Here is a 13119-nt window from a genome sequence, read left to right on the forward strand (position 1 = left end):
GTCAAGCCTTAGTGCGGTTATGAGGACATTAATGCGCAAATTTTCCCACGCTCTCGCCTTGGCAGCCTTGCTGCTTTCCACCACCGCTTATGCGCAAGCCACGCCCGCCGCGCAGGCGGCAACTAAGGCGGTTGCGCAGCCATGGTTGTATGAAGGCAGCGACGTCCCTGTGGATGACACATGGACATTTGGTGTTCTGCCCAACGGTCTTCGCTATGCGGTCAAGAAAAACGATGTGCCAGCGGGGCAAGTTTCCATTCGGGTACGGATCGACGCGGGCGCATTGCATGAAAATAATGACGAGCAAGGCTTTGCCCATTTAATCGAGCATTTGTCCTTCCGCGGATCAACCTTTGTTCCGGATGGTGAGGCAAAGCGCATTTGGCAGCGGTTCGGTGTAACTTTCGGCAGCGACAGCAACGCGCAAACCACGCCGACGCAGACCGTCTACAAGCTCGATTTGCCCAATGCGACCCCGGAAAAGCTGGATGAGTCTGTGAAAATCATTTCAGGCATGATCCGCAATCCACGAATTTCGCCAACCGCGCTAAATGCCGAACGCGCGATTGTTTTGGCCGAATTGCGCGAGAATAGCGGCGCGCAGATGATCTATAGCGATGCTTTGCGTCAACATGCGTTTCAGGGGCAGCGCCTTGGGAACCGGTCCACCATCGGGACACCCGAAACGCTACAGGCGGCAGATGCCGTCCGCCTCAGCGCCTTTCATGACCGCTGGTATCGCCCCGAAAACGCCGTTGTCGTCATGGCTGGCGATATGGAACCAGCCATGCTTGCCAATCTGGTGCAGAAATATTTCAACGATTGGAAAGGCAAAGGCCAAAGCGCGCCGGAGCCAAATTTTGGCGACCCCAGCCCGCAAGGAACACCTGCGCGTGTGCTGATTGAACCGACATTGCCACATACGGTCAGCCTTGCCTATCTGCGGCCCTGGCGCAAAGTGAACGACACGATTGTTTATAATGAACAATTGCTGATCGATGCCTTGGCGCTGCAAATCATTAACCGCAGGCTTGAGGTGCAGGCGCGCAATGGCGGCAGTTATCTATTTGCCCAGGTCGCGCAGGAAGATATTTCGCGCACCGCCGATGCGACATTGGTTTCCCTGACGCCCGTCGGCGACCAATGGGAGGCCGCGACGCGTGACGTCCGCGCGATCATTGCCGATGCGGTTGCAACACCGCCGTCGGTTGCGGATATTGACCGGGAAAAGACATTGTTCGGTAATGCCCTGCGCACGATGCTGGACAGCTATCCGTTCGAAGCCGCCGCCAAGCAGGCCGATGATATCGTCAGCGCCGTGGATATACGTGAAACGGTGGCTGCCCCAAAAACCGTCATTATGGTGTATGAGGGCATGAAGGACAAGTTCACACCCGAACGGCTTTTGGAGTCCACACAGAAGCTTTTCAGCGCCGATGTGACACGGTTGATGGTCTCTTCGCCCGTCACGATAGCCGACGCGGATAACCGCGCCCTAGCGGCCTTGAATACATCGGTGGCGGCAAACACTTCGGCGCGCCTGTCCGAAAACAATATTGGCTTTGCCGCGCTGCCCAAATTGGGTGCACCTGGAAAGCTGGTGGCCGAGGACACATTGCCGCGATGGGACGTTACGCGGCTCGCGCTTTCCAATGGTGTGCGCGCATTGCTGTATCCGAACAAAGCCGAAAGCGGTCAGATTCGTGTGCTGGTCCGTTTTGGCCGTGGGTATCAGGCGGTACATCCGGACAAAGGCGATCTATTATGGGCAGGGCCATTGGTTCTGCCGGAAAATGGCATTGGCAATATCAAACGCACCGAAATTGATCAGATGGTCAACGGTCGGCGGATCGAGCTGAATTTCTCGGTAGATGACGACGCTTTCCAATTTGCCGCCAACACGCGGCCAGATGATCTTGCTGACCAGCTTATCTTAATTGCAACGAAGCTGGAGTACCCCGGTTGGGATGCTGCGCCTGTTGAACGTGCCAAGGCGCTTGCTACGTCGGGTTATGCCAGCTTTGAAATGTCGGCGACGTCGGTCTTGCAACGTGATCTGGAATATCTGCTGCGCAATAAGGACGCGCGTTGGAAGGCGGCGACGCCTGCAGAAGTGGCAAAAATTGATGCAGCGAAGTTTGAATCCTATTGGCAGCCTTTGATGGCGCAGGGTCCTGTCGAAGTTCTGCTTTTCGGTGATTTCGACAAAGCAGTAGCGGTAGCGGCGCTGGAAAAAAGTTTCGGGGCGATGGCGCCGCGTGCGCCTTTGCCCGTATCATCAGCGGCAAGTGAACTGCGCTTCCCTGCGCCAACGGCTGCGCCTGTTCGCCTGATGCATCGCGGGGCCAGCGATCAATCAGCAGCCGTCATGGCCTGGCCAACGGGCGGCGGCATTAGCGGCATTACCGAGGGGCGGCAGTTGGAAACATTGGCGGCAATTTTCCGCGACCGTTTGTTCGAAAAATTCCGCGCTGAACAAGCCGCGAGCTACAGCCCCGACATGGCCGCCAACTGGCCGCTCGATTTTAACAGCGGCGGGTATTTAATGGCGTATACGCAGGTTAAGCCTGCGGATGTGGACCGTTTCTTTGCCTTTGCAGATGCAATTGCGGCCGACTTAATTGCCAATCCCGTTAGCGCCGACGAATTGCAGCGCGCCGTGGAACCGGCCAAGCAAGCCATTGAGCGCGCGGCGTCGGGTAACACATTTTGGCTCAATCAGCTGAAAGGGGCGACATATAACCCCGAACGCTTTGTCGCCTTGGGAAAGCTGTACAGCGATTATAACGATGTAACGCCGGCCATTTTGCAGTCACTGGCAAAACGCTATTTTGTTAAGGACAAGGCGTGGAAGCTTGTCGTTGATCCGCAATCGGGCGATAGCGCCGAAACTGCCGCGCGTTAACGCGGCAACGGTTACAAAACATATTTGGACAGGTCTGTGTCCTTGGCGATGCCCGACAGCTGTTTGCTGACATAAGCTGCATCGATCTTCAACGTTTCGCCTTTGCGGTCTTCGGCGTCGTAGCTGATGTCTTCAAGCAGCTTTTCCATGACGGTCTGCAAGCGCCGTGCGCCGATATTTTCGACAGAAGAATTCACGTCCACCGCAATGCGGGCAATGGCGTCGATGGCGTCATCGCTGAATTCCAGTGTTACTTCTTCGGTCGCCAATAATGCTTTATATTGCATCGGCAGGTTGGCCCGGGTTTCGGATAATATCCGGACAAAGTCGGCATGCTCCAGCGCGCGCAGTTCCACGCGGATGGGCAAGCGGCCCTGTAATTCGGGTAACATGTCGCTTGGCTTGGAAATGTGGAAGGCGCCCGACGCGATGAACAATACATGGTCGGTTTTCATCGGCCCATATTTGGTCGCGACGGTGGTTCCTTCAATCAAGGGCAGCAGGTCGCGCTGAACACCTTCGCGGCTGACCGACCCGCCGCCACGTGCATCGGACACCGCAATCTTGTCGATTTCGTCGAGGAACACGATACCATTGGCCTCGGCATCGGCCAACGCAACGCGGTTCACATCGTCTTGGTCAAGGCGCTTTTCGGATTCTTCCTCGACCAGTTTCTTCCACGCATCGGGGACCTTCATCTTGCGCCGTTTCAGATTGTCCTTGCCAAAGGCCTTGCCCATCATCTCGCCAAGATTGATCATCCCGACATTGCCACCCATGCCTGGTATTTCCATCGGCATCGTCGGGCTGTCAGACACCTCGATTTCAATTTCAACCTCGTCCATGTGCCGGTCGCGAATGCGCTGGCGGAATGCTTCGCGTGTCGCCTCGCTTGCCGTGTCGCCAGCCAGCGTTTTCAGTATGCGCTCCATCGCGGCTGTCTCGGCGGCTTCGCGCACATGTTCGCGGCGGCGCTCTTTTTCCAGACGCACGGCCTCTTCGGCCAAATCGCGGGCAATTTGTTCGACGTCGCGGCCGACATAGCCGACTTCGGTGAATTTGGTGGCCTCGACCTTGATGAATGGCGCATCGGCCAGCTTGGCCAATCGGCGGGAAATCTCGGTCTTGCCGCACCCCGTTGGGCCAATCATCAGGATGTTTTTGGGCGTAACCTCGTCGCGCAAATCGGCGCCGAGACGCTGGCGGCGCCAACGATTGCGCAGCGCAACGGCAACTGCCCGCTTCGCGTCCGCTTGGCCAATGATATGTTCGTCGAGTGCAGCCACAATGGCTTTTGGGGTCAGTGCGTTTTTCATTACAACCTAAATGGGAAGTTGCGAACGGCGTTCAAGTGAAGCGGGCCTATTGGGCGCTATCCAATGTTTCGACCGTCAGATGGTCATTTGTATAGACGCAGATTTCGGCTGCAATTTTCATGGCATGTCGCGCCATTTTTTCCGCGTCCGTCTCATAATCGGCGAGCGCACGAGCCGCCGACAAGGCGTAATTCCCACCGGATCCGATTGCCGCGATGCCGTCATTCGGCTCAAGCACATCCCCATTGCCCGTCAGGATCAAGGTCACATCCTTGTCGGCGACAATCATCATCGCTTCTAAATTGCGCAGATATTTGTCGGTCCGCCAATCCTTGGCCAATTCGACCGCCGCGCGCATCAATTGCCCGCGATGCTGTTCAAGCTTGCGCTCCAGCCGTTCAAAAAGGGTGAATGCATCGGCAGTCGCCCCTGCGAACCCGCCAATGACGGAGCCATCATGCAATTGCCGCACCTTCTTGGCATTTGGCTTCATCACCGTCTGGCCCATCGACACCTGGCCATCGCCAGCAATCACCACTTTGCCATTTTTGCGGACGGATAATATGGTTGTGCCATACCATGTCACCGGATTTGCGTGAGAATGTGTTTCCATAAGCCGAGATATGGGAAACATCCGCCTAAAGCGCAAGTGAGCGATTATGTACCCTGAATATCGGTCAGCCGCCGTTCCCACGCGAGTGCGTGTTGGACGATTTGGTCCAGGTCATCATATTTTGGTTGCCAGCCAAAACGTTCCTTAATCGCTTTATTGTCGGAAATGAGTGCGTCAGGATCGCCCGCGCGGCGGCCCTCGAATTTGCGGTCCAATCTATTGTTGGTCACGCGGTCAACGGCATCGAGCACTTGCAGAACCGAATAGCCATGACCGTATCCGCAATTCAGCGTGTGACTGCGTTCTGGGTCGGCCACAAGCGCTTCCAAGGCGATGACATGCGCCGATGCAAGGTCGCTGACATGAATATAGTCACGTACACCTGTTCCATCCTCCGTCGCATAGTCCGTGCCGAACACACTGACACTGGCGCGCTTGCCTAAAGCCGCCTCCACCGCGATTTTAAGCAAATGGGTGGCACCAACGGTGGATTGGCCGGTCCTGCTCAGCGGGTCTGCCCCGGCAACATTGAAATAGCGCAAGGCGCAATAATTGAAATCATGCGCAGCGGCGACGTCGCGCAGCATCATCTCCGTCATCAATTTTGACGTCCCATATGGGTTGATGGGTATCGTCGGCATGTCTTCACGTACGGGGCTTGATTCGGGAATGCCGTATGTCGCTGCGGTGGAGGAAAATATCATGTGCCGAACGCCGCCAGAGACAGCGGATTCGATCAGGCTTCGGCTCTTGGCAGTGTTGTTATTGTAGTATTTTAGAGGATTTTCGACAGATTCGGGGACCACGACCGATCCTGCGAAATGCATGATGGCGTCGATGGCCTGTTCACCTATGATCCTCAGAACAAGTTCCGAATCGCTGACATCGCCTTCATAAAAGGTCGCTTCATCCGCTATTGCCCAACGAAATCCGGTGACAAGATTATCGATGACTATCGGGCGATGGCCAGCGTCAATGAGGGCCAAGACCGCATGGCTGCCAATATAACCCGCACCGCCGGTCACAAGAACGTTGAGCTTTTTTGTCATCTTGTTTTCTTTCCATACCCACGCAAGCCTGTCGGACAGCGTCGCTTTATCAACGTTCAAGAACAAAAAAAAGGCGGCCCAAAGGCCGCCTTTTAATGCTTAAACCTGAAGAGATCAGGGGCTGGTTGGCGAGTTGTCGTCGTTGCCTGAAGCAATAACGATACCACCGATAACAGCAGCCGCAGCCAGAACAGCGACGATTACGCCGGTTCCGCCACCAAGCTTGCTTTCTTCCTTGGTGTTAGCGCCGACGCGCTTTACCTTGGAAGCGCCAACTGCCTTCGCAGCTGGCGAAAGGGATTCAGCCATTACTGGTGCGCTTACAAGTGAAGCGGCCGCAATAGCAGCGAGAGAGATTTTACCGAAACGCATTATGGAGCTCCTTATTTTTGAAGTGCGTTACACTCCGAAAATTCCATTACACTCTTCTGCTGCGAATTCAAGCCATGAATCTTGTTCAATTTCGACCTTATCAATATCTTCCATAGTGTTGCATATTTCCTACAATGCTGCTTACTCAGTAAAATAAGACACATAAAGAAATATCATTTTACATTTTATATAATCCAACAGAGTTTTCATGCGTGTAGCCTTGCATCAGATGACAAGTACTATTGATCCGATGCGCAACGCTGCGGATATGGCAGATGCTATTGCCAGCGCCGCCGCAACTGGGGCGGTTATGTATTTTGCGCCAGAGATGGCGATTTTGGTCGACCGTGACCGTGCGCGGGCCCGAAAATATATGGCAAACGAATCACATAATATGGCACTGCATAGTCTGATCGCGGCGGCTGCCCGGCATCGGATATGGGTCCATATTGGTTCCATGCCTATTTTAGACGACGGCACGGATAAGTTAGCCAATCGCAGCATAATAATCTCGCCAGACGGAACAATCGCGGGCCGTTATGACAAAATGCATCTATTTGATGTTGATCTGGCGTCGGGCGAAAGTTGGCGTGAGTCATCTGCTTATATCGGCGGAGAAAAACCCGTTATGGTTCAAACGCCGCTTGGCCTCATGGGGCTCGCGATCTGCTATGACATGCGCTTTCCCGATCTGTTTAGCGCTTATGCCAAGTCTGGCGTTGATATCATGACGCTACCGTCTGCCTTTACTGTCCCCACGGGTGAGGCGCATTGGCATACGCTTTTGCGCGCACGGGCCATTGAAAGCGCGGCATTCATTATCGCGGCGGCACAATGCGGTGTTCATGAAGATGGCCGCCAAACTTATGGGCATTCGCTTGTGGTCGACCCCTGGGGCACGATATTACTCGATATGGGTGGTTCGCCCGGCCTAGCGTGCGTCGATCTGGACCTCGACACTATAAAGCGGGTGCGCAAGCAGATCCCTGTCCATGCAAACCGGCGAGTCATTCCTTCGCCCTTTATTGCCGGATGAAGCCGCGTTAAGAGCGTGCGCATGGAATGGTTTGAACAACTTAATTGGCAAGATCATATCTGGGCGGTGTCATCCGTGATGTCTGCATTGGTGGTACTGGTCAGCAGTCTGGCGGATCGCCGCCGTCATAATCGTGTTAGTATTGACGATGTGGGGTTCATGCCATGGACGGCCATTACCGTGTTTTCGGTGCTGGCAACTGTGCTGTCGGCGGCGCTGGCCATTAAGGGCCTTTAACCCAAGCAGGCCTCCAAAAACGGTTGGTCAAAGCCAAATTGACGTGCCTTTTCCAGCGTGTAGGGGCGAACGCCGCCTGCCACCCATTCGCCGTGGATTTTGCCGTCGACGTCTTCATCCCGATATTCGAACTTGAAAAGGTCCTGCGTGATGATGACGTCGCCTTCCATTCCGATGACTTCGGTTATCTGCGTGGTCCGGCGCGAACCGTCGCGTAGACGTTTTACCTGAACGATAAGGTCCACAGACTCGGCGATCTGGCGCGAAATCGCTTCTTTCGGGATTTTAATATCACCCATGAGGATCATGTTTTCCATACGCCCAAGACATTCGCGCGGGTTGTTGGCGTGCAGCGTGCACATGGAGCCATCATGGCCCGTGTTCATCGCCGCGAGCAGGTCGAAACATTCAGCGCCACGAATTTCGCCCAAAATAATCCGGTCGGGACGCATACGCAGGGCATTTTTCACAAGGTCGCCAATGGTGATTGCACCATCGCCTTCAAGGTTTGGCGGGCGGGTTTCCAGCGGCAACCAATGTGGCTGCTGAAGCCGTAGTTCGGCGGCGTCTTCAATCGTCAAAACGCGTTCGCCCGGGTCAATCATCTTTGACAAGGCGTTGAGCATCGTGGTTTTTCCTGAACCCGTCCCACCCGAAATGACGATATTCATCCGGCTTGCGCCTGCGATTTTCAACGCTGTGGCCATGGCCTCGCTCATCGAACCAAATCCTTTGAGCATATCAATGGTGATAGGCTTTTCGGAGAATTTACGAATCGAAATTGCTGTACCGCGCAATGACAAAGGCGGCACAATCACGTTGACGCGGCTGCCGTCTTTTAAACGGGCATCAGCCAGCGGCGTTGTCTGGTCTACGCGGCGGCCGACTTGGTTCACGATTCGCTGGGCGATTTGAAACAGATGTTCCTCATCGCGAAACTGGATGGGCGCAATCTGCAGCTTGCCCTTTTTCTCAATGTAGGTCTGCAGAGGGCCATTGACCATGATATCGGTGATGTCCGGATCGCTTAGCAATTCTTCAAGCGGACCAAAGCCAAGCAATTCGTCGATGAGGACCTTTTCCAGCGCAAATTGTTCGCGCCGATTCAGCGTCAGTTTGAGTTCAGCCAGCACCTCCAAGATGATTGGGCGAAACTCTTCTGTCAGCTCTTCTTTGTTGAGCGATGCCGCCGCTTCGGGGTCAACGCGTTCAAGCAAGCGGGGCAGCACTTGCTCCTTGATCTTATGCACCGAGGCTCCAAATCCCTGCGGACCTTCGTCCACCGGGGCGGCATTGTTTGCGCGGTCGGACAGGCGGGTCATCGCCTCTTCCATGGCGGTTTGCGGAACGAGCCCACCAACGGGAAGCTCGACAGTTTCAAGTGATGGGAATTGCGCGCCGCCATCTACCGACCCCAAATAATCCGGCCGCGCTTGCAAGGTGGTAGGGTGTTTTGCAGCGGGCAAAGCACCGCCGGTCATAGGGCGAGCGACGCCGAATGATGGACGTCCCGCGGTTAAGCCAGATTTTTTCCCAAATGCGTTCACGCTAAGCTACTCCAGTGGACCATTTTTGTTAATCATGCTGTGCTAACCAAAAATGGTGAACAAATTGGTAATGCAGGCCGTGACTCTTATGTTTGGTTCAAACGGTGTGCTGCTTTCTATTCTGCCCAAAGCCGATTAAGGCGGCGCAGCTTTTAGGGAAAATTACGTGACATCATCGTCGGCTCGGTCGGGCTTATTATACGCGCTATGCGGCTTTGCGCTTTTGTCGATTGGCGATGCGGTCATCAAATCTATCGCGGGGGCGTGGCCGGGTACCGCTGTCGCGGCGCTGCGCTATTCGATTGGTGCGATTGGACTTGGCACTTTGCTTTTCCTGAAAGAAGGGCGGCAGGGTTTTGCCATGCCCATGCCCAAAGTGCAGTTGTTGCGCGGGTTTTCGGTGGCGTTGGCAACGATCTGCTTTTTTTCTTCCATATTTCTGATGCCTTTGGCGGATGCGACAGCCATTGGGTTTACCAGCCCCATGATTACGGCGATTTTCAGCGCCATCTTCTTGCATGAACGCACCCATGCGACCAAATGGGTGGCCATCTTGGCTGCCTTTGGCGGCGTGCTGCTGATCATGCGGCCCAATGTAGCAGAGCTGGGATGGGTGGCGTTGCTTCCGCTGGTGGCTGCCATAAGCATGGCATTGGTCATGATCGGCAACCGCGCCGTGGCGGGGGCAGGTTCGCCATTGCTGATGCAGTTTCTGGTGGCGTCGGTCGCTATGCCCTTCATCTTCAGCGCCGCCTTTATTGGCCATTTTTCTGGCGTTGACGCGCTTATGATCGGGATGCCCGATTGGACGATCATCGCCCGCTGCACCTTGGTTGCCGTCACCGCCAGCTTTGCGCATTGGTTGATATTCATGGGAACGACGCGCGCCTCTGCCGCAGACATTGCGCCCATGACCTATGTCCAACTGTTAATCGCTATCGGGCTTGGGATAATTTTATTTGGCGATTGGCCTGACCTGACGTCACTTGCAGGTGCGGGCATCATCATCGCCAGCGGGTTAATCTTGTGGCGCGGGTTGCGCTAAAATTTTGCACAATGCCAAAGCAGTAAATTAGCAAAAGACTTGGCCAAAACGGGCTGCTATCGCAGCTTTATGTCTGACCAAAAGCATCTCTACCTCGTTGACGGCTCCGCGTATATTTTCCGCGCCTATCACCGGCTGCCACCGCTGACCAACAAGCATGGGGAGCCGGTGGGCGCAGTCTATGGCTATACGACGATGCTGTGGAAGCTGGCGGACGATTTGAACCAGGCCGATGGCCCGACGCATATGGCGGTGGTGTTGGATAAATCCAGCCAGACATTCCGCAACCGGATTTATGACCAATATAAGGCGCATCGCCCCGACCCGCCCGAAGACCTAAAACCCCAATTTCCCATGATCCGCGACGCGACCCGCGCATTTTCCCTGCCATTGATTGAAGAAGAAGATGTCGAAGCCGATGACATGATCGCAAGCTATGCCAAAGCGGCCTGTGCGGCTGGCTGGCATGTCACGATTGTCAGCAGCGACAAGGACCTGATGCAGCTTGTCGAACCGTGCATCGACATGTTCGACACGATGAAAAACGAACGCATCTGTTCGGAGGAAGTGTTCGAGAAATTCGGCGTTGGTCCGGACAAGGTCGGCGATGTGCTCGCGTTGATGGGTGATAGCGTGGACAATGTGCCCGGCGTCCCAGGCGTTGGCCCAAAGACCGCGACCAAGCTGATCCAGGAATTTGGCGACCTTGAAAGCGTCTTGGCCGCCGCACCCGATATGAAGCCATCCAAAATGCGCGACAATTTAATCGCGCATGCGGACAAGGCACGATTGTCAAAGGTTTTGGTGACGTTAAAGGAAGATTGCCCTCTGCCCATCGCGATTGAGGACATGGTTCTGGGTGCCATACCCGAAGAACCTTTGGCCGAATTTTTGCAGCATCACGGGTTTAATTCGCTGTTGAAGCGCATTGGCCATGTCGCAGACACGGCGGCGGCCAATAAGGCGATTGCGGGCAACCCCAAGGCAACGAACGCAGGCGACGGCGCGGAACGCGCGCCGGTGACAGGGGCATCCGCCGTCCCTGCGCCCATGCCGAAAATTGATTTAGCAGCCTATGAGTGCGTCACCGACATAAAACGGCTGGACCATTGGATTACCCGTGCGCGCGAAACCGGCACGCTTGGTTTTGACACCGAAACCGACAGCTTGCAGGCGGCAAGTGCGAATCTTGTGGGGCTAAGCCTTGCCGTTGCGCCGGGTGAGGCATGCTATGTCCCGCTGACGCATGGCGGCACCGATATGTTCGCCGAACGGCCAGAGCAGATTCCGATGGCGGCCGCGCTAGAAAAGCTACGCCCTCTGCTTTGCGATCCGGAAGTCTTAAAAATCGGCCAGAATCTGAAATATGATATGTCGGTGCTGGCGCGGCACAATGTTCATATCACGCCTTATGACGACACTATGGTGATGAGCTTTGCTTTGGATGCCGGGCGTCAGGCGCATGGCATGGATGAGCTTTCCAAGGCGCATCTGGGCCATGAATGCATTTCGTACAAAAGCGTGACGGGCACGGGCAAAAGCCAGATTGGTTTTGCCGCCGTGCCGCTGTCTGACGCGACACGTTATGCGGCGGAGGACGCCGATGTGACGCTGCGCCTATGGCACCATCTCAAATTGCGCCTGAGCCCCGAAAAGGCGACAAGCGTCTATGAACTGGTTGACCGTCCTTTGGTGCCCGTGCTGTCCAAAATGGAATGCCTGGGTATCAAGGTTGACCGCGCCGCTTTGGCGCGGCTGTCGTCCGAATTCGCCGTGCAAATGGAATTGCTCGAAAAGGAAATTCACGGCCTTGCAGGGCAACCCTTCACCATTGGCAGTCCGCAGCAATTGGGCGAAATCCTGTTTGGCAAAATGGGTTATAAGGGCGGCAAAAAAGGCAAGTCCGGGCAATATTCCACCGACGTGACCGTGTTGGAGGACCTTGCGGGGCAGGGCGTAGAGATCGCGCGCAAAGTGCTCGACTGGCGGCAATTGGCGAAGCTGAAATCGACCTATACCGACAGCCTGCAACAACAGATTGACCCCAAAACCGGCCGCGTGCACACAAGCTACAGCCTTGTTGGCGCGCAGACCGGGCGCTTGTCGTCGACCGACCCCAATTTGCAGAATATCCCGATCCGCACCGAAACAGGGCGTCAGATCAGGGACGCATTTATTGCAGAAGCCGGCAACGTCATTTTGTCCGCCGACTATAGCCAGATCGAACTGCGTTTGGCGGCGCATTTTGCCGATGTCGAACCCTTGCGTGACGCCTTTGAAAAAGGTGAGGATATCCACGCCCGCACCGCGCTTGAGCTGTTTGGCGAAGTCAACCGCGACACAAGAGGGCGCGCCAAAACGATCAACTTCTCCATCCTCTATGGCATTTCGCGCTGGGGTCTTTCAAAGCGTCTGGAGTCCTCCCCAGAAGAGGCGCAGGCGCTCATCGACGCTTATTTTAAACGCTTCCCCGGCATTTCCGATTATATTCAGGAAACGATGGCCACGGTCCGCGAATGCGGCCATTCGACCACCCTTTTCGGCCGCAAAACATGGTTCCCGCGCATCACCTCGCCCAATCAAGCCGAACGGCAGGGCAGCGAACGCGCCGCGATCAACGCGCCGATCCAAGGGACAAGTGCCGACATCATCAAACGCGCGATGGTGCGCATGGGCCCCGCATTGCAGGCCGCCGGGCTTGGGCATGTCAAAATGCTGCTTCAGGTGCATGACGAATTGGTGTTCGAATTGCCGCAAGCTGACGTTGCCGCCGCAAGCGAGATCATCCGCAACGTCATGGCCAATGCCGCCGAGCCTTTGGTGAAGCTTACGGTCCCGTTGGGCATTGAAATCGGCACTGGGCCAAGCTGGGGGGCGGCGCACTAAGCCGCCGCCGCCCAACGCGTTTAGGGTCAGGAGCACTTAAATCCACCTTCGCGGTTTGAGGCCATTTTGTTCAGTGCCAGGCGGTAAGCGCAGGACTTAGTGGTTCTAAGTCC

At 55.4% G+C, this 13119-nt stretch carries 10 protein-coding genes; 5 read left to right on the top strand and 5 right to left on the bottom strand.

Translation table 11 applies throughout. From position 1 onward, the window contains the following. Window positions 1–31 precede the first annotated feature (31 nt). Window positions 32–2905, top strand: a complete 2874-nt coding sequence (locus tag HEQ34_RS10785) for a pitrilysin family protein (protein WP_296200285.1) — start codon at window positions 32–34, stop codon at window positions 2903–2905. An 11-nt stretch (window positions 2906–2916) separates the two neighbouring features. Here the strand turns inward: HEQ34_RS10785 and hslU are convergent, their stop codons facing one another. The 4 genes from hslU to HEQ34_RS10805 form a co-directional block, all read right to left on the bottom strand. Then, complete coding sequence (gene hslU, locus HEQ34_RS10790; RefSeq protein WP_296200286.1) at window positions 2917–4221, bottom strand: ATP-dependent protease ATPase subunit HslU; 1305 nt, start codon at window positions 4219–4221, stop codon at window positions 2917–2919. A gap of 46 nt (window positions 4222–4267) precedes the next feature. Beyond that, window positions 4268–4834: an ATP-dependent protease subunit HslV gene (gene hslV, locus HEQ34_RS10795; RefSeq protein WP_296200287.1), complete on the bottom strand. Its 567-nt coding sequence runs from the start codon at window positions 4832–4834 to the stop codon at window positions 4268–4270. Window positions 4835–4878: 44 nt separating this feature from the next. Next, window positions 4879–5883, bottom strand: coding sequence for a UDP-glucose 4-epimerase GalE (gene galE / locus HEQ34_RS10800; protein WP_296200288.1), 1005 nt, complete (start codon window positions 5881–5883; stop codon window positions 4879–4881). 114 nt (window positions 5884–5997) lie between these two features. Next, window positions 5998–6255: a hypothetical protein gene (locus HEQ34_RS10805; protein WP_296200289.1), complete on the bottom strand. Its 258-nt coding sequence runs from the start codon at window positions 6253–6255 to the stop codon at window positions 5998–6000. A gap of 208 nt (window positions 6256–6463) precedes the next feature. Between HEQ34_RS10805 and HEQ34_RS10810 the strand changes: the two genes are divergently transcribed. Together HEQ34_RS10810 and HEQ34_RS10815 are read left to right on the top strand one after the other, a co-directional pair. After that, window positions 6464–7291: a carbon-nitrogen hydrolase family protein gene (locus tag HEQ34_RS10810; protein WP_296200291.1), complete on the top strand. Its 828-nt coding sequence runs from the start codon at window positions 6464–6466 to the stop codon at window positions 7289–7291. A gap of 21 nt (window positions 7292–7312) precedes the next feature. Beyond that, window positions 7313–7528, top strand: coding sequence for a hypothetical protein (locus HEQ34_RS10815; RefSeq protein ID WP_296200293.1), 216 nt, complete (start codon window positions 7313–7315; stop codon window positions 7526–7528). Here the strand turns inward: HEQ34_RS10815 and HEQ34_RS10820 are convergent. Continuing rightward, the gene (locus HEQ34_RS10820; RefSeq protein ID WP_296200296.1) at window positions 7525–9075 is read right to left on the bottom strand and encodes a CpaF family protein; all 1551 of its coding nucleotides are present in this window, start codon (window positions 9073–9075) and stop codon (window positions 7525–7527) included. The two genes, HEQ34_RS10815 and HEQ34_RS10820, sit on opposite strands and share 4 nt — an antisense overlap. Before the next feature lie 166 nt (window positions 9076–9241). Here HEQ34_RS10820 and HEQ34_RS10825 point away from each other — a divergent pair, with 166 nt between their 5' ends. After that, the gene (locus HEQ34_RS10825; protein WP_296200298.1) at window positions 9242–10120 is read left to right on the top strand and encodes a DMT family transporter; all 879 of its coding nucleotides are present in this window, start codon (window positions 9242–9244) and stop codon (window positions 10118–10120) included. A gap of 69 nt (window positions 10121–10189) precedes the next feature. Then, entirely contained in the window at window positions 10190–13006 is a 2817-nt protein-coding gene (gene polA, locus HEQ34_RS10830) for a DNA polymerase I (RefSeq protein ID WP_296200299.1), read from the top strand. Window positions 13007–13119: the final 113 nt, after the last annotated feature.

Source organism: Sphingorhabdus sp., assembly GCF_023910635.1.
GTDB lineage: Bacteria > Pseudomonadota > Alphaproteobacteria > Sphingomonadales > Sphingomonadaceae > Sphingorhabdus_B.